The sequence below is a fragment of the uncultured Arthrobacter sp. genome (assembly GCF_947495145.1).
Lineage (GTDB): Bacteria > Actinomycetota > Actinomycetes > Actinomycetales > Micrococcaceae > Arthrobacter_D.
The window spans coordinates 1-16935 of sequence record NZ_CANLXP010000016.1; the positions used below are offsets into that span (position 1 = coordinate 1).

Below are 16935 nucleotides of genomic sequence, written 5' to 3' on the forward strand. Positions count from 1 at the left end.
CGCCATGCCCGCACACCGCACAACCCGCCGAAACCGCAACCGGGCTACCCGCCACACCCAGCCGGTGGATTCAGGCTAAAACACCCCGCCCTTAGTGCGTGAAAAACACACTAAACGCAGACATCACCGCAGGTCACAGCCACACACCTCAGAAAAGCCGCAACCCGTGAGCCAAGTCAGGTCGGAGTCGGCACATCCATCAGACTCGTCCCGCTCACCTGGTGGATCCCAATATCGGGGGGCATCATGCTGGTGCACGGACTCGGTGGTTCCTATTGAGTCCTATAGCAGTCCCAGCGGGTCGACGAGGGAACCGTTGAGTTGGGTTTCGAAATGCAGGTGGCAGCCGCTTGAGTTGCCGGAGGTGCCTACGTAGGCGATGAGCTGCCCGGCTTTGACCTGCTGGCCGGGGGAGACCGCGAAACTTTCCAGGTGGTAGTAGTTGGTGACCAGGGCGTTTCCCTGAACGACCCCGTGGTTCAACACCACGCGCACTCCTGCACCGCTGAGGACACCGGAATCGGCGAACCAGACCTCGCCTGCGGCGGGTGCGTAGATCGGAGTCCCGCAGCCGACACCATAATCGATTCCTGTATGCGCATAACCTCCGGTGCCACTCCAGTCGATGGTCCCAGCCGGTGTGGGGCGGTAACCAAATATTGAGGTGATGGGGCCGTTGAGGGGCGGATTCAACCCGAATGTCGACGGGCTCCCGACGGCTGGTGGTGACGGCGGCGGGACGGGTACCGGCACTGGAGCAGGACGGTTCGCGGCGGCGGCCTCTGCGGCCCGCCGCTCGTTTTCGATCCGTGCGCGTTCTTCGGCTTCTGCCTTCAGCCGTGCTTGCTCACGCTTGCGGGCCTCCTCCAGCAGCCTGCGCTGCCGCTCAGCGATGTCCGCGACCACCTGTCGCTGCTCCGCTTCGATCTTGGCCAACCGGGTTTCGATGACCGGTTTCTGCGCCTGGAGTTCTTCAGAGAGGGCGGTGGTCTCAGCAATCAGGTCATCGACCTTCGCCTTCTCGACCTCAGCCTCATCGCGCGCCCTCTGTTCAGCGGCAAGGGCATCTTCGGCCTGGTACTTGAGATCACGGATTTCCTCCTCAACCGATATGAGCCGCGCCTCCGAGTTGACGTTGATGGCGTTCTGTTGGGACAGCTGCTCTATGGCGGCGTTCTGACTGCGCAGCGCCTGATTCACCATGTCCATGGAGTAAGTGAGGCTTTCGGGGCTTTCAGCACCCAGCAATAACGAAATACCGGAAGGTATACCACCGCTTTTATAAGCCTGACTGGCGATCTGGCCGATCACCACACGGTTCGCCGCCATCTCCTCCCGGTCCCGCTCAAGCTGCTCGGTGAGAGTGTTCTTTGTGTCCTGCGCAAGGTCCACCCGCTGAGCCAGGACGGCCACTTCATTGGCGGCGACCGCAACTCGGCCCTGCGCATCAACCAGAGACTGCTGCGCTGCCGGAAGCTCATCCTGGTAGACCCGCAGCTGAGCCACCGTTTCGATGATGTCGGCATCCAGAAAGTCCATCGATTGCTGCACTTCGGCGATCTGGCTTTCAAGGGCGTTCTTGCGCTCGTCCAGCTCGTCGGCGAAAACCGGTCCACTGCTACCCAGGACCAGCGCCATGACAAGCACCATCGAAGTACCTGTAACGGTCCTGGCCTCAACTGAGATCCTGCCCGCTGCCCGCAGCCGGGAAACAACGTCCACAGGTTCTCCATTCGTTGCTAATTAATAACCCGGAAGCCAAGGAACATCGAAGAAGAGAAACCGGCGAAGTTCTTCGTGCTCCTGGTCAAGGTCGGGCAGTGTATCGGTTCTGTCCAGAACCGTCGCGGCGGACGCCCACCGCGTGGAACTTTTGATCACTGCAGCAAGTTGACACAGTAAGCACTCACCGTGTGTTGCTATGAGACCCATGGATAACCATAATCGGACCTTTGCGGCCTACCCCGGACGCTGATGCCGACGCCGTCCGCGTGTCCCGTGCAGGGCCCACGAGAGGTTCGGAACTCATCCACATGTGTGACCCGCTGTGGCTGCGACAAAGCATGAACCCGGGCACATCAGCCCGAACGGACTCAGATCACCCTAAGGGGGCAGCGACGACGATGACGACCACGCTGCTGCCGGCACCATCTAGACCTGCACAGCGTCCGGCTCAGCAGCCCCGCACTCCACACGATCAACGGCACTTCGTGCTTTCGCTCGTCTCTATGGCAGCCGTGATTCTCGCATCACTGAGCCTCCACGGCGTTATCCAGGGCTGGCTCTGGCTGCCCTCCGTCGCTCTCACGGTCGGAAGCGTGTTCACCGGCATGGCCATCGCGCGAAGACTGCACTTCCCTGACCCGCTGATCTTTGTGACCGGCCTGCTCGTCCTGGTCGGCACCGTAAATTGGCAATACTTTTCCGACCAGAGCATCCTGGGCGCCATTCCCGGACCGGAGTTCCCTGAACGCCTGACATTTTTGCTCAAGGATGCAGAAGACACCGTGGTCTCCCAGCTGGCACCAGTCCTACCCGGTGCGGGGATTCTCCTCATCATCAGTGCCACAACGGGGCTGATGGCGGTATTGATGGATACTTTGGCCATCACGCTCAGGATGCCGGCTGTCAGCGGAATCATTCTCCTGGTGATCCTCATACCTCCAGCGATCACCAAACCCTACGGCGTGGGTATACCCGCGTTCGTCGCTGCTGCGACCGGTTACCTGCTTCTTCTCGCCGCTGGGCAATGGCGGGAGAAGCCCAGAAAGACGGCCAGCACCGGCAGGACCTCCGACGGGTTCTTCGCTCGCGCAGTTTCCATAGGCGCGGTAGCACTCACCACCGCCCTTGTCCTGCCCTTGATGATCCCGGGATTCAATTCAGGCGCGTTTCCACAGGGGTCCCGCCTGAATCCCTGGGGCACTGCAACCGGATTGAACCCGAGCGTGACACTGGGCAATGACCTGCGCAATCCGACCAGTTTCGGGCGCATCACCTATGCCACCAACGCGGACGAGCCGCTGTATCTACGGTCGTCAACTTTGGAAGATTTCTCCGGCCAACGGTGGGAGCCGGACCAGCGGCTGGATTCCCGACGCACGGGAATCAGGGCAATGGAGGAAATAATCGCACTGGCAGCCCCATAGTGACCACGATTACCACAGGGAGCTTCACCAGCCCATGGCTGCTGGCGCCGTACGCGCCGACAAGCATCACGAATGTGGAGGGTATGTGGACGTGGGACCCGCAGAACTTCACCATCCTGGCCTCTGACGGCGGATCAACAGCGCAGCAAACGTATCAGGTGCGAAGTTCAACCCCTGAACTCACGAGGGAACTTCTTGCAGGCATAGGACCCGTTCCGGACGGCGAAGTTTCCCCGGACTTTATGACACTGCCCGACGACATTCCAGCTGCCGTTGAGACAACAGCGCGTGCCCTGACGGCTGAAACGGTCAACCCTTTCTACAAGGCCATGGCGATCCAGAATTATCTGAGGGGGGAGGAGTTCACGTACTCCCTGGAAGCCCCGGTGGAGGGCGGTTATGACGGCAACAGTATGGGCGTGATCGAGCGTTTCCTGGACGTCAAGGCCGGGTATTGCGTGCAGTTCGCTGGCACCATGGCCGTGATGGCGAGACTGGTCGGGATCCCAAGCCGGGTCGCGGTCGGCTATGTCCCGGGCACTCCCACCGGAAACACAATTCGCGGGCCCCATGGGGAGGAGCTCACGGAGTTCGCCGTCGATTCACGGGACGCTCACGCATGGCCCGAACTCTACTTCAGGGACGTCGGCTGGTGAAGTTCGAACCCACCCCAGGCCGGGGTGTGGTCCCTGACTATGCGCAAACCCAACCGCTCCCGTCCGAGGTGCTTGCCGAGGATAACCTCACACCGCAGGATTCGCCGCTGCCTGGCGCTCAACCTCCGTCCACACCGGACACCGCACCGGTTCCATCAGATGGTCAGACTGACCGCTCCCGTTTAGGGCAGATAGGGGTTTTGACGGCCGGAACGCTACTGCTGCTCGCCCTGATTACCGTTACACCATTCCTCAGACGTGAAGCACGGTCCTCCCGCCGCCGTCGGTTGCTTACCTCGGGTACCCATAATCCGGCCAAGATGGCCTGGGCCGAAACAACCGAAATAGCAAGTGATTATGGTTATCCAATGGTTCCAGCGGACACCCCCCGTACATTCGCTGAGCGGCTCAGATCCAAGGCCGCACTTGAGGGGCAGGCAGCCGTTTCGCTTTCAAGGCTGCAGCATGCTTACGAGATCGAGGAATTCGCTCAAACATCCGGATCTCCGCTCCAAGCTGCCGGCACCCTTCGCACCTGGGAGGACGTGCAAACGGTCATCAGCGCCCTGCGTCGCACCGCTAAACCCACCACACGGCTTAAGGCACAGCTCCTGCCCTACTCCCTCCGTCACCCATTCCAGTCAGATAGGACTCTCGGTTGTAGAAGGCCAGCAGCTGGGTTCAAGGAAGCACTCACGGGCGGTCAACCCGAGCCCAAGTCAGGGGGCTGAGATAGCATTGCGAGCAAGCTGTGTAGCGTCAATTCACGCTACTGGTGCTGGGTTGCTGGAACGGCGTGCGAAGCCTGATGTCCGCAAAGTATTTGAGGGTGAGAACCGAGCATGTTGTTAGGAGTCAGGCACAAGAGGGAAATCCTGTTGCGTCATCTACTGGCCGGGGGAATTTCCACACTACTTGTGTACTTCGGCTGGCAGTTGCACTCGGGGTGGGACCCGGAGATGCGCTTGTGGAAATCATTTGGTGTTGCCGGCGCCTTCCTCATTTGGCTCGTTGCGCTCATCGGTCCGGCCATAAGATTATGGGCGCCGCTGGTGCGAATCATTTCTTGGCGCCGAGAGTCCGGCATCTGGTTCACGGTAGTGACGCTCGTACACTTCTATCTCGTCTGGGACGGCTGGGCACGCTGGGACGTCCGGGAACTCCTGGGGTATCAATACGTGCCGGAGCTCGACGCGTATCTGCGATTCGAGCCGGGATTCGGTTTGGCGAATCTCATGGGCCTCATGGCCCTCCTCTTCGCTCTCATCCTCGCGGCAACCTCCTTCGACAGAGCAGTCAGCTTCCTCGGCCCTTCGTCGTGGAAGTGGTTACACAGCTTCACCTACGTAATCTTCTACGTCGTGGCGCTGCACTCGCTCTACTTCGCGTTTATGCACTACACACCGGCCCCGCACCGGGTCCTCATGGGCCTACCGACCGAGTATCCAGAAAATGTTCTCCGGTTCGTCTATCTGGCCATGCTGCTGTCAGTCTTCATGGCACAGATCGCCGCTTTCGTGAAGACGGTTCACCAGCGACGAAGTATGGCCCGGTAGACCTGGTGCGAGGGCGCGGAGTGTTCAAGACGACCTTGCTCGAACGAAGGCAGGTAGCGGAAGGAACCCTGGAGCTAGCATTCAAACGGCCGGAGAAGTTCGCGTTTCACGCCGGTCAATACCTTCAGCTCCGGCTGCCCAAACTTCTCTATCGTGACCGGAGAGGCGCTTCACGTGTGTTTTCCATCGCCTCCTCCCCTGCGGACAAGGAGAGGATCATCGTTGCCTACCGTGACACAGGTAGCGGGTTCAAACAGACACTTCGCGAGTCACGGATCGGCTCTGAGGTCATAATCGAGGGGCCGCACGGCTTTCATCTCTTGCCTCGGCAACCGGCCCGCCCGGTCGTCCTTATCGCCGGAGGAATCGGCATCACCTCCTTCATGAGCATGCTGCGGCTTAACGCCGAGCGCGACGAGGTGGCTCGTCCCCACATCACTCTCCTGTACGTCAACCGGAGCCAGCGGAGTGCGGCCTACCTTGATGAGCTCAAACACTTCGAGAAGAAATCTGCGCGCCTGACCGTCAAAACGAATTTCGGCATCATCGATGAAAAGTTCATCTCCACGAGCGTAAAGAACAAGGACCAGTGTCTCTGGTACATCGCCGGCCCGCCCTTTATGGTCGAGTCCGCCCAGGGCGCGCTAGAGGCCATGGGCGTTGATTCCGGCCGCATATATTGTGAAGAGTTTCCTGGATACTAACGGCGGCGCAGATGCCGGCGGGTTCTCCCACCATTCGGTTACGTCTGTGTACGTCGGCACGGCACCGCCTGATGAGACTCACTCATCTGGCTCCTCCGCAGCGCGAAGGAGCCAGATCAGGCAAGCGGAACTTTCATGGGGATGGGAGCGTTCGGTTGTAGGGGTCGGCGTCCTTGGCGGAGGGCGATGATCCCGAGGTTCTACCCTCAGGGTTGTCCCCGCAGTCCACGCCGCCAGCATTATTTGAAGCCCCGATCATGAAGACGAGCCCATCAGTGGATCTTTACATTCCCTCCCCGACCGTCAGTGCCCTGCAGGTGGGACCTCTGTCGATTGCTTTCTATGCAGTCTGCATCCTTGCGGGCATTGTGGTGGCGACCTGGCTGACTGACCGGCGCCTCGTTGCGCGGGGAGGTGAACCGGGGCAACCACTGGACGTCATTGTGTGGGCGGTGCCGTTTGGATTAGTGGGTGGACGTCTTTACCACGTGATCACTGATAACCAGCTGTACTTCGCCCCTGGGATGAATCCGTGGAACGCGCTCCGGATCTGGGACGGCGGATTGGGGATCTGGGGAGCAATAGCCCTCGGGGCGGTAGGTGCCTACATCGGGTGCCGCCGCCACAAAGTGAACTTCGCAGCTTTCGCTGACTCCGCTGCACCGGGAATACTCATCGCGCAGGGGCTGGGCCGCTGGGGAAATTGGTTCAACAACGAACTCTACGGTGGCCCGACAGACCTGCCGTGGAAACTTCAAGTCCATGAGATGGACCTTTCCGCCGGGCGGGCAATGCTGGACGCATCCGGAAACCCAGTCGTCCTGGGCTACTTCCACCCCACCTTCCTCTACGAATCCATCTGGTGCCTGCTCGGCGCCGCAGTGCTGCTCCTGATCGACAGAAGAATACGTCTGGGTGCCGGCGCGGTCTTCGCCGCGTATGTTGTCATCTACACGGCAGGCAGGTTCTTCTTCGAACTCATGCGCTCTGACTACGCCAACCTCATTCTGGGGCTACGAGTGAATACCTGGGTCTCAGCGATCATGTTCCTGGCCGCTGCAGCGGTGTTTGCGCGGCTCCGTTCACGCCAACCATCCCGAACAGGGACATCGGAACCTACACCGGAGCAGGCCGCCCAAAACTGAGATACGCCGGGTTTTGAGAGTGCGGTGCGTTAGCCGATGGATAATTACACACCCAGTTTTCGTCTGGTTCTCGGTGATCCTCCTGCTTCTACTCATCTCCCTGACCCACTGCGTGACCCCCCTCGGGGACGGGGCAAACGGTGATCCCACCCGCCAACCAACCGTAGAACCGCTGGGAGCGAACCAAGAACAAGCGAAACGGACAAGAAAACCGTGATCGCCGGAGTCGGCTTTAGGCCCTCCAGGCACAGCAGAAGGCAGCGAAACGGCGCAAGAACGTTACGGTGTACGGCACAGTGCTCCTGCTCGCTGCTGCGGTCGCAGCGGCCGTCTCGTTCGTCATCGTCGACGAAATGCGGCAGAACGCCGCGTTGACCGCGGCCGCGGAGGCACCCATCGAGGGAGTTCAGACCTTCGAGGATCTCTCGCGTAATCACATCGAATCACCGGTCGACTACCCGCAGACACCTGGAGCCGGTGGTGACCACGCACCGGTGTGGATTAACTAGGGCGTCTACACAGAGCCAGTGAACGAAACCCTCGCCGTTCATGCCCTCGAACACGGCGCCGTGTGGATCAGTTACGGCTCAGACCTGGACCCGGAAGCAGTCCAATCGTTGACTGAGCTGGTCGGAGACCCAAGTCATGTGCTGCTCAGCCCACAGGATGGCCAGGAGAATGCGGTGACAGCCACCGCGTGGGGAACCCAGCTGACCGTCGAAGATGCCGAAGATCCGCGCCTGGAGCGATAGTTCTTCCGAGCGAGGCAGAAACGACGCCCGGTTCCACGAGCTAATAGAAGCGGGGGACCTGATTGTACCCAGCGAGCCCGCGGCGTGCCCATCCTCCTACTATCTTTGCTGCGACGCATGCGCGCCCATAAGGGACGCAGAACCCGCACGCTAAGCACAACCCGCCTGAAGATCTGAGCAAGCAGCGGGCGACTGAGAAATGATTACTGCCAGCCCGACACGTTACAAAGGAAACTCGTCATGAGCATCACCGCCGAAAACTTCATTAGCCCACTGGACGACGTCACTCCCGTCGACCACGGGTACACGCCGGAGAAGGAGGCATACCTCCGCCGGCTCAAGCGCATTGAGGGCCAAGTCGACGGCATCGCCCGCATGGTGGAAAAGGATAAGTACTGCATCGACATCCGCACCCAGGTTTCAGCAATGCAAAGCCGCGCACGTCGATCCTGGAACAGAGACCATGCGGTCACGCTACAGTAACCACACTTCGCCGGATTCTTCCGCCGCATCCCACCAGGTCCTACCACTGACATTCCGCCACAAAGCGTGGACAGATACGCTGTTATCTGCTGGTCGCAAGCCATGCCCCTTCACCAGACTGTTACCTCTTCGAGTCCTTGATGGCCAAGATTTGAGGGTGCTTCCGTAGGCCGACAGCATGATTGACAGCACCGCATAAAGAGGCTGCGAGTCCTCCCAGAGCCGCGAGGGTGTTCTGCCCCACCATTCAAGAATTTTTAGCCTCTTTTGTTTATAGGTCGCTGAGCCCGAGGCGCTGATTATCCAAGCAGCGGGGCCAATTTCCCGTGGGGGTTCCGATGGATCTGCGGCAGGTGCACTGCGGGCCCTTGGCAGCGGGCAGGGTCAGCCAAATGAACCGCTGAAGATCGTTGTACTCAGCAAAATCCAGCACGGTTCCGTGAATTTTCGGGGCAAGGTCGATGCTGACACTGAGGTTGATAGCCGAGAAAAGGTGTTGCTGGTGGTCAGCACCACCAGTCGGGTGTCGCTGTCCATCTGCCTCGACCTGACCCATGGGGGACAGGGTGCTGAAGACCGGTTCGAGCGGCAGGGTGAGGGAAAAGTACAGGCCCTGCGAACGGCAGCCCCCGGACTTTGGTAACAGTGCAGGGTGCCACCGAAAACGCCTATCATTTCCAGCGCATCCGTGGTGACGCCGAACGTGTACCCGCGCGGAAGAGCCGCCTGCGCGGCCGACAATGGGCGCGGTATCTGAACCTCCTGTGTTAGCGATGTGACTCCGCTGTTCGGGGGGATTCAGGACGTCGGTGCTGATGCGTCTTCCTCGTGGGCGGCCCAGACAGGGATAGTCAGCACCGAACCGACGGTAGGGATGCCGGCCCGTAACGTCGCTTCCACAGCCCGACCTTATTCCTGCACCGCGTCCACCGATCACGACGTGGCAGGGAAGGGCGCTTCGACGTGGAGTTTATGGCCCATCCAACGCATACGCACCGTAGTCCCTGGCGCACACGGCTGAAGGGCCTGCTCTGCCTGGTCCACCAGTGCAGGATCAACCCCGCCCATCAGGCGGCGTCCGACGTCCCGGGCTGTTCCGAACAGCAGCACTCCGATCGCAGCAGAAATGAGCAGGCCGATGATCGGGTCCGCCAATGGGAAGCCAAGCCAGACGCCAGCAAGCCGCGTCACCAACCTCACGGGACAATACACCTAGACCGCGAAGGATGGCCGCGGCTCTTCCCAGGGAAGACTGATCCTCAGCTCGGCGAAATCATCGCCCTGGAAGCTGTGTGAACCGGCGCGCAGGTGGGTACTCCTCTGGCACAACGCATTTGCTGCCAGATAAAAAGGAGCGCAATGACAAGCGAGCCCGAGACGATGATCCGCGGCAGCGCCGCCGGGCAGGAGCCCGTGTTGACCATTCATGATCCGCGCGATGGTAGTGAGGTCGGTGCCGTCGAGTCTGCCGGGCGGGAGCAGGTTGCGCTCGCCGTCCAGCTCGCCCGATCCGTGCAGCCGGAGTGGGCTGCTGTGACTCCCGCTGACCGGGCAGGAATGGTTCGCGCCGCTGCCGGTGCCCTGCGAAAGGGGGCGGACCGCCTCGCCGAGTTGAACAGCCGGGAGACCGGACGGCCGCGCGAGGAGGCACTCGCCGGGATTGAGGCGGGAGCTTCGACGCTCGAACAGTACGCCGAGCTTGGCCCCCTGCATCGTGGTCACAGCCTGCGCGGCTCAGCGCTCGCCTCTGATTACACAGTTGCCGAGCCCCGCGGTGTGGCGGTGCTCCTGACGCCGTGGAATGACCCGGTTGCGGTCGCAGCCGGGCTGATAGGGGCAGCTTTAGTCACCGGCAACACCGTTCTGCACAAGCCCAGCGAACGTTGCCCGCACCTGGGTCAACTGCTCGGTGAACTCTTGTCGCCCTGTTTCCCTGTGGGTGTGCTGACCACTCTGACCGGCGGGTGGGACGTCGGGACCATGCTCACCGCGGAAGAGGGCGTAGACGTCTACGCGCACGTGGGATCCAGCGCGACCGGTGCCCGCATTGCCCGTGCGGCGGTTCTGACCGGCGCCCATGTGCTTCGCGAGAACGGCGGCAACGACCCGCTGTTGATTGACGACGACGTGGACCCGGTCTGGGCAGCAGAGCAAGCCGCGATCGGCGCCTTCAGCAACAGCGGGCAGATCTGTACGGCGGTCGAGCGCATTTACGTTGTAGACGCCGTGGCAGACGAGTTTTGCGCGGCGCTTGTCACCGAAGCCCGCCGCCGCAACTCGTCGGGAACGTTTGCGCCGCTGGTTGACCGCCGCCTGCGGGACGCCGTACACCAGCAGGTCCAGGCAGCGGTGGAGTCAGGGGCCGAGGCGGCCGAAGGCGGCACCATCCCGGAAGGCCCCGGCGCGCACTACCCTGCGACCGTCCTGCTCAACTGCACTGACCGGATGGATGTCATGACGGAGGAAACGTTCGGCCCCGTGGCTCCCATTGTGCGTGTGGGCAGCTTTGACGAGGGGCTTGGGCTCGCATCGGCCGGCCGGTACGGACTGGCTGCGAACGTCCTGACCGGGAGCATCACGAACGCGCAGAAGGCGGTGGCGGCGTTCAAGGCGGGGACAGTCAAGGTCAACGCCGTCTTTGGTGGTGCGCCGGGAGGTTCCGCACAGCCACGCGGTGAGAGCGGTCAGGGTTTCGGCTACGGACCGGAACTGCTGGACGAGTTCTGCACCGTCAAGGTGGTGCACATCGAGGCGCCCGGAAAGCCGGCCCGGTCATGACGGCGCTCTCGGAAACCCGCGGCCTCACCGAGTGGGTGCCCGTCGAACTGGCGCGCGTGGCGCCGGTGGTGACGGTGGTGGGCGACGTGATTCTGGACGGCTGGTGGACTGGGACTATTGAACGGTTCTGCCGCGAGGCTCCCGCACCCGTAGTCGACGTGCAGCGCAGGGAGTATGCTCCGGGCGGCGCCGCAAACACGGCGATGAATCTTGCTGCGCTCGGCGCACGTGTGCGCCTGGTCGGTCTTGTGGGAAACGACGACGCCGGAGCTCGCCTCCGCGCGCTGCTGGACGACGCCGGCGTGGACACTACCGGACTCCTGGCCGGGCCGGGCGTCCGGACAACCACCAAGAACCGGATCATCGGCGGCGACCAGGTGATGCTGCGCCTTGATGATCAGGACGGGGAACCACCGGAGGAATCGGTGGCCGCCCTGGCAGCGGCAGTTCCGGCTGCGCTCGCGGGAAGTGCCGCCGTCGTTGTCTGTGACTACGGCACCGGAGCCCTTGGCCCAGCCGTCCGGGAGGCGCTGCGGACGCACGCTCACGGCGCGCTGACCGTGGTCGATGCGCATGATCCGCGTGCCTGGGCGGAACTGAAGCCCGCCATCGTCACGCCGAATGCGCAGGAGGCGGCGAGGCTGCTGGGCACGAACTTCCCGCCCGCTGCTGCCGAGGACCGGGTCGCGCTGGTGACTGACCGCAGCGAAGAGCTCTTCGCTGCGACGGGCGCGGGCGCCGTCGTCGTCACGCTAGACCGGGACGGCACAGTGCTGCTGTCGGCGGAGGGTCAGGCCCATCGGACCTGGGCGCGGCCGGCGTCGGAGAAGCAGGCGTCCGGGGCGGGTGACACCTTTGTTGCCTGCCTGACTGCAGCGCGGACGGCGGGCATGCCGATGACCGCCGCACTTGACCTGGCGCAGGCGGCGGCGGATGTCGTGGTTGGCAGGGCCGGCACGTCGGTGTGCTCCACCGTGGATCTGGCCGCGTACCTCGGTGGTCTGTCATCCGCGGTCCTGCCCCTTGATGAGCTGTTGCACCGGGTGGCGGAGGAGCGGGAGCAGGGCCGGCGGATCGTGCTGACCAACGGCTGCTTCGATGTGTTGCACCGAGGCCATACCCGGTATCTGACGCAGGCCAAGCAGTTGGGTGACGTGCTGGTGGTGGCCCTGAACGGTGACGAATCGGCGCGGCGCCTGAAGGGACCTGACCGGCCGATCAATTCCCTGGCCGACCGCGCCGGCGTCATCGCGGCACTGAGCTGTGTGGACTACGTGGCTGCCTTCGATACCGATACCCCTGTGCCCCTGATCGAGGCCTTGCGGCCGGACATCTACGCGAAGGGCGGAGACTACTCGTCGCAGATGCTCGAGGAGGCGCCCGTGGTTGAGCGCTGTGGAGGTGTAGTGCGCATCCTTGACTATGTGGCTGAGCAGTCGACGACGGCGATGGTCCGGAAAATCCGGGCCGCCCCGACCGCTGCGCCATGAGCCGGCGACCGTCGGGAGAGTGGGGACGGCCGGCTCCTGCCCAGAAGCCCGTGCTGGACGTGCTGATTCCCTCCTATGGCCGGGCGTCCGAGTTGGCGGTTACGCTTGCCGGACTGGCGGGGCAGGACGGCCCCGCGTTCTCGGTGATCCTGAGCGACCAGAGCGACGGCGAACCCGTGTGGACCGAACCTGCCGTGAACGCAATGGTCCGGGTGCTTCGCGTGCAGGGGCGGACAGTGCAGCTTCTGCGAAACCTGCCGCAGCGCGGGGTGGCGCAGCAGCGGCACTTTCTGCTTCAGCTCTCAACGGCGCGGGAAGTCCTGTTTCTCGATAACGATGTCTGGCTTGAACCCGGGATGATTGCCCGCATGCACGCCGCGCTGGAAGAAGCGGGCTGCGGCTTTGTCGGTGCGGCGGTGCAGGGGCTGTCCTTCCTCGATGACTATCGGGAACACGAACGCGAACCGTTCGAACTGTGGGAACGCGGCCGAGTCAGACCGGAACGGGTCCGTCGGGATGCCGGGTCCTTCGACCGGTGGTCGCTGCACAACGCCGCCAATCTCACCCACGCTGCCACGGAGCTGAACCTCGGACCTGAGGAATGGCGGCTGTACAAGGTGGCGTGGATAGGCGGGTGCGTCCTCTTCAACAGGGAGGCTCTGATGGACTGCGGCGGGTTCGAGTTTTGGGATCAGCTGCCGGCCAGTCACGCCGGTGAGGATGTTGCCGCGCAATGGCGGGTCATGGAACGGTACGGAGGTGCAGGCATCGTGCCGACGGGCGCCGTTCATCTGGAGTCGCCGACGACAGTTCCCGACCGCAAAACCGATGCAGCCGACGTCGTGCTAGGAGACGTCGTTCATGCTCCGTCGCCCGCCGGCTCAGCAAGTCCGGGCGCCGGCTACGCGACGGAGACGCCGAACACCAGTCCCAGCAGGTAGGTTGCCGCAGCCGCACCCAATCCGATGGCGAGCTGGCGCAGCGCCCGCTTGAGCGGTGATGCACCGGAAAGCAGGCCGACGACGGCGCCGGTTGCCAGCAGCGCCAATCCCACGAGAGCGCAGGCGACGACCACAGCAGCGATTCCGGTCAGTCCGAAAATGTAGGGCAGGACGGGAATCACTGCTCCGGAGGCGAAGAAGCAGAAACTGGCCGCGGCGGCGCCCATGGCCGTGCCGACGCTCTCGTGATCGTCTTTCGGCTCCTGCCGTTCTGGTTGCAGGGAGAAGCTCGGATCGCAGTCGCAGGTGAACTGCCCCATCCGCTCCGCAGCGCGGTGTTCCGCTGCCTCCGGCGACATGCCGCGCGCACGGTAGACCAGCACCAGTTCATTGGCGTCGATGTCGAGTTCCTTTGCCGCGGTCAGGGTGACCTGCGTCGGGCGCGACGCCGTCAGCAGTTCACGCTGGGACCGCACCGAAACGTACTCGCCTGCCCCCATCGAGAGTGCGCCGGCGAGCAGGCCGGCGAGGCCGCTGAATAGGACGAACGCACTGGAAACCCCGGTCGCGCCGATGCCCATCACGAGCGCGAGATTGCTCACCAGCCCGTCATTGGCGCCGAAGACCGCTGCCCGGAAATTGCCCGAGAGCCGGTTGCGTCCGCGGGTTGCGAGGCCGCGCACAACCTCTTCGTGGATTTGCTCGTCGGCGGCCATCGCGCTGGTCGCGGACGGGTCTGACGCATAGGGGGAGCGGCCCTCTGCACGCTGGGCGAGCGCAAGCACAAAGACAGAGCCGAACCGGCGTGCGAGGAAGTCAAGCACCCGGTTCCGCAGCGACGGGCGTTGGGGTCTGCCGGCGTCGTCGCCCAGCAGGGTGAGCCAGTGCTGTTCGTGCCGCCCTTCCGCCTGGGCCAGCGCGAGGAGGATTTCTTTTTCCTCGCCGCCGCGCTTGCGCGCAAGGTAGCGGTAGGTGGCGGCTTCGGCGCGCTCGTCGGCCAGGTACTGCCGCCAGCGCTTGATCTCGGCGGGTGTTCGGGCTACCTCGGGGCTCACAGCCGGCTCCTGATTATCCTCGGCCAGGGCTGTTGGGGCTCCGGCCATTAACGAGTGCATGGCCGAAGGTCTCGTTCGCCGCTACTACGGTGGACTGCCGGGCATCATCACTGAGTGCCAGTATGTCGACAGGCCGCGGAGCGCAAGCACTCCGGAACTACTCCCCTTCGCAAACGTCCATTCTACCCGGTCCGGTGGTCCTGCTGCCCACTGGCTACGATGAAGCGGTGGATACCGGCGGGGAGTGCAACAACGACGACGGCGCCCGGCGCGGTCTCGCTCGCCGCCTCCTGCGCGGCGGTGCTGAGCCGGACCCGCGGTTCACACTCGCGAATGAACGTACGTTCCTTGCCTGGATCCGCACTTCGCTGGCCTTAATGGCCGGCGGCATAGCCGTTGAAGCCTTTACAACCGATATTTTCATGCCTCAGCTGCGCACCACACTGGCCGTCCTGCTGTTGCTGCTCGCGATGATCATTTCGTCAGTGGCATGCTTCCGCTGGCTCAATGTCGAACGCGCGATGCGCCATGGCGCGCCCTTGCCGCTTCCATTCCTGGCACCGCTGCTGGCGTTGGGAGGGTCGGTGATTGCCGCCGTCGTCGTCGTGTTTGTGCTGGTTCGGGGCAGCTGAAGTGACCGCGCCGGGTCGCGATCCGGGCCTGCAGCCGGAGCGCACATCCCTGGCCTGGGGCAGAACCATGACCGCGCTGGTGGGCTCAAGCCTGCTGTTCCTGCGCTGGGTGCCGGCCCACGGCTGGTTCGCGGGCGCACTGGTGGTTGCGTCATTGGCGGCGGCGCTGGGAATCTACGTAAGCCAGCGGCGAAGGTATGCCGTCCGCGTTGCGGGAGTTTCGCGGGGCAGGGTGGATGCGGATGTCGCTGCGGTGCTGTGTACGTCGTCGGCGGTGTTCGTTCTGGGCGGGCTCGGAATCTACACCGTGCTGTTCCTGCCGCTGTAAGGGGCTGCACGTAGGGTAGTAGCGAACCTGCCTGCTTTCGGCACGCCCTCACACACAAGGAAGAAGCGCCCGTGGAGTACAGACGCGACACCAGTGCAGCACGAAATCAGCCGAGCCCGTGGCGGGACGGCCTCGGGAGAGTGAGCATCCGCAGCGCTCAGCTCCTGCTGCTCGTCACAACGGTGGTGGTGTCTATCTACGGACTGATCCAGATCCGCCTGGTGGTCATCCCGCTGCTGTTGGCTCTCATCCTCGCCGCTGCGATCAGCCCCCTGGTCAATATGCTGCGGCGGCGCGGCTGGCCGAGCGCGCTTGCAACCGCCTCTTCATTCCTGTTGCTGCTGGTGGTGCTCGGCGGCGTGGTCACGGGCATCGTGTTCGCCGTGCGCAGCCAGCTGGATGAACTGATCCAGCAGGCCAACGAGGGTTTCCAGCAGGTCTACGACTTCATCCAGACCGGTCCCATCCCGATTGACCAGGAACAGATCGAAAGCGCCAGGCAATCGGTCATCGACTTCGCCACGAGCTCGACCGTCGGGAGCACCGCGCTGACCGGGCTGACGGCCGCCGGGGAATTCCTGACCGGCGCGTTGCTGATGCTGGTGATCCTCTTCTTCTTCCTTAAGGACGGCGACAAGATCTGGGCGTTCATGCTCCGGCCCTTCCGCGGGGAACGGTTGCAGCGCGCGCAGCGGGTCGGTCACAGCAGCCTGGACGTACTGGGCAGCTACGTGCGCGGTACGGCCATCATTGCCACGGTGGACTCGGTGTTCATCGGCATCGCCCTGCTGATTCTGGGGGTGCCGCTGGCGGTGCCGCTGGCTGTGATCGTCTTCATCGGCTCATTCGTTCCGCTTGTCGGCGCCACTGTGGCCGGCGTGCTCGCCGCCCTCGTTGCACTGGTGGCCAACGGACCGTTCGTTGCGCTGATGGTGATTCTCGCCGTCATCGTGGTGAATCAGCTGGAGGGCAACTTCCTCCAACCGGTGGTCATGGGGCGCTCGCTGAACATTCACGCGCTCGTGATCCTGCTGGCGCTGACGGCAGGCACCATCCTTGCGGGAATCATCGGTGCAATCCTCGCCGTGCCGGTTGCGGCGGTCACCTGGGCGGCAATCAAGGCCTGGACTGAAGATGATGAGCCGGAGCCGGTGACAGCGCCCGCAACGTCCGATCCGGAGCCGGACAGTGTCGGGGGTTCGGAGCCCGCACAGGAACCCTAAGCCATAAATTGCCCGCAGGTGCACGCCTGCCGGTTCGTAGCGG

At 63.2% G+C, this 16935-nt stretch carries 16 protein-coding genes and 2 pseudogenes; 15 read left to right on the plus strand and 3 right to left on the minus strand.

Features of this window, described 5'->3' with window-relative positions; genetic code table 11:
- Positions 1-282: 282 nt before the first annotated feature.
- A complete protein-coding gene (locus tag Q0877_RS12035) occupies positions 283-1722 on the minus strand; it encodes a M23 family metallopeptidase (RefSeq protein ID WP_299168122.1) in 1440 nt (479 codons plus the stop codon).
- Positions 1723-2228: 506 nt separating this feature from the next.
- Here Q0877_RS12035 and Q0877_RS12040 point away from each other — a divergent pair.
- The 9 genes and pseudogenes from Q0877_RS12040 (at position 2229) to Q0877_RS12080 (ending at position 9088) form a co-directional block, all read left to right on the plus strand.
- On the plus strand, positions 2229-3149 hold the full coding sequence (locus Q0877_RS12040; protein ID WP_299168124.1) for a DUF3488 domain-containing protein: 921 nt from the start codon (positions 2229-2231) through the stop codon (positions 3147-3149).
- A complete protein-coding gene (locus tag Q0877_RS12045; protein ID WP_299168127.1) occupies positions 3149-3805 on the plus strand; it encodes a transglutaminase domain-containing protein in 657 nt (218 codons plus the stop codon). The genes Q0877_RS12040 and Q0877_RS12045 overlap by 1 nt, the downstream gene beginning before the upstream one ends.
- A 965-nt stretch (positions 3806-4770) precedes the next feature.
- A complete protein-coding gene (locus tag Q0877_RS12050; protein WP_299168130.1) occupies positions 4771-5361 on the plus strand; it encodes a ferric reductase-like transmembrane domain-containing protein in 591 nt (196 codons plus the stop codon).
- 20 nt (positions 5362-5381) lie between these two features.
- Positions 5382-6065, plus strand: a complete 684-nt coding sequence (locus Q0877_RS12055; RefSeq protein WP_299168132.1) for a ferredoxin--NADP reductase — start codon at positions 5382-5384, stop codon at positions 6063-6065.
- 257 nt (positions 6066-6322) lie between these two features.
- Entirely contained in the window at positions 6323-7210 is an 888-nt protein-coding gene (gene lgt / locus Q0877_RS12060; protein WP_299168134.1) for a prolipoprotein diacylglyceryl transferase, read from the plus strand.
- 284 nt (positions 7211-7494) lie between these two features.
- On the plus strand, positions 7495-7719 hold the full coding sequence (locus tag Q0877_RS12065; protein WP_299168136.1) for a hypothetical protein: 225 nt from the start codon (positions 7495-7497) through the stop codon (positions 7717-7719).
- A 15-nt stretch (positions 7720-7734) separates the two neighbouring features.
- Positions 7735-7962, plus strand: a pseudogene (locus tag Q0877_RS12070) (DUF3105 domain-containing protein); the annotation flags it as partial.
- Between the two features lie 240 nt (positions 7963-8202).
- Positions 8203-8391: pseudogene (locus Q0877_RS12075) on the plus strand (metal-sensitive transcriptional regulator); the annotation flags it as partial.
- Positions 8392-8947: 556 nt separating this feature from the next.
- Positions 8948-9088, plus strand: a complete 141-nt coding sequence (locus Q0877_RS12080; RefSeq protein ID WP_299168137.1) for a hypothetical protein — start codon at positions 8948-8950, stop codon at positions 9086-9088.
- A 290-nt stretch (positions 9089-9378) separates the two neighbouring features.
- Here the strand turns inward: Q0877_RS12080 and Q0877_RS12085 are convergent, their stop codons facing one another.
- On the minus strand, positions 9379-9636 hold the full coding sequence (locus tag Q0877_RS12085) for a hypothetical protein (RefSeq protein WP_299168138.1): 258 nt from the start codon (positions 9634-9636) through the stop codon (positions 9379-9381).
- Positions 9637-9804: 168 nt separating this feature from the next.
- Here Q0877_RS12085 and Q0877_RS12090 point away from each other — a divergent pair, with 168 nt between their 5' ends.
- Genes Q0877_RS12090 through Q0877_RS12100 form a run of 3 tightly spaced genes read left to right on the plus strand, consistent with a single transcriptional unit; the run spans position 9805 to position 13654 of the window.
- The gene (locus Q0877_RS12090; protein WP_299168140.1) at positions 9805-11223 is read left to right on the plus strand and encodes an aldehyde dehydrogenase; all 1419 of its coding nucleotides are present in this window, start codon (positions 9805-9807) and stop codon (positions 11221-11223) included.
- Positions 11220-12713 carry a D-glycero-beta-D-manno-heptose 1-phosphate adenylyltransferase gene (gene rfaE2 / locus Q0877_RS12095; protein ID WP_299168141.1) on the plus strand — a complete coding sequence of 498 codons (1494 nt, stop codon included), beginning with the start codon at positions 11220-11222 and terminating at the stop codon, positions 12711-12713. The genes Q0877_RS12090 and rfaE2 overlap by 4 nt, the downstream gene beginning before the upstream one ends.
- The gene (locus Q0877_RS12100) at positions 12710-13654 is read left to right on the plus strand and encodes a glycosyltransferase family A protein (protein ID WP_299168143.1); all 945 of its coding nucleotides are present in this window, start codon (positions 12710-12712) and stop codon (positions 13652-13654) included. The genes rfaE2 and Q0877_RS12100 overlap by 4 nt, the downstream gene beginning before the upstream one ends.
- On the opposite strand, the gene Q0877_RS12105 is transcribed toward Q0877_RS12100, so the two are convergent.
- Positions 13615-14709 (minus strand): VIT1/CCC1 family protein, encoded by a 1095-nt coding sequence (locus Q0877_RS12105; RefSeq protein WP_299168144.1) that lies wholly within the window; start codon positions 14707-14709, stop codon positions 13615-13617. The genes Q0877_RS12100 and Q0877_RS12105 overlap by 40 nt on opposite strands.
- Before the next feature lie 227 nt (positions 14710-14936).
- Here Q0877_RS12105 and Q0877_RS12110 point away from each other — a divergent pair, with 227 nt between their 5' ends.
- The 3 genes from Q0877_RS12110 to Q0877_RS12120 all read left to right on the plus strand — a co-directional run bounded on the left by Q0877_RS12110 (position 14937) and on the right by Q0877_RS12120 (position 16892).
- The gene (locus Q0877_RS12110) at positions 14937-15341 is read left to right on the plus strand and encodes a YidH family protein (protein WP_299168231.1); all 405 of its coding nucleotides are present in this window, start codon (positions 14937-14939) and stop codon (positions 15339-15341) included.
- 1 nt (position 15342) lies between these two features.
- The gene (locus Q0877_RS12115; RefSeq protein WP_299168146.1) at positions 15343-15669 is read left to right on the plus strand and encodes a DUF202 domain-containing protein; all 327 of its coding nucleotides are present in this window, start codon (positions 15343-15345) and stop codon (positions 15667-15669) included.
- 71 nt (positions 15670-15740) lie between these two features.
- Positions 15741-16892 carry an AI-2E family transporter gene (locus tag Q0877_RS12120; protein ID WP_299168148.1) on the plus strand — a complete coding sequence of 384 codons (1152 nt, stop codon included), beginning with the start codon at positions 15741-15743 and terminating at the stop codon, positions 16890-16892.
- Positions 16893-16935 lie beyond the last annotated feature (43 nt).

Excerpts from the sequence above, each read along its gene's own strand:
- Q0877_RS12040 (WP_299168124.1), top strand. The coding sequence starts at position 2,229 with ATGGCAGCCGTGATTCTCGCATCACTGAGCCTCCACGGCGTTATCCAG.
- lgt (WP_299168134.1), top strand. The coding sequence starts at position 6,323 with ATGAAGACGAGCCCATCAGTGGATCTTTACATTCCCTCCCCGACCGTC.
- Q0877_RS12090 (WP_299168140.1), top strand. The coding sequence starts at position 9,805 with ATGACAAGCGAGCCCGAGACGATGATCCGCGGCAGCGCCGCCGGGCAG.
- rfaE2 (WP_299168141.1), top strand. The coding sequence starts at position 11,220 with ATGACGGCGCTCTCGGAAACCCGCGGCCTCACCGAGTGGGTGCCCGTC.
- Q0877_RS12100 (WP_299168143.1), top strand. The coding sequence starts at position 12,710 with ATGAGCCGGCGACCGTCGGGAGAGTGGGGACGGCCGGCTCCTGCCCAG.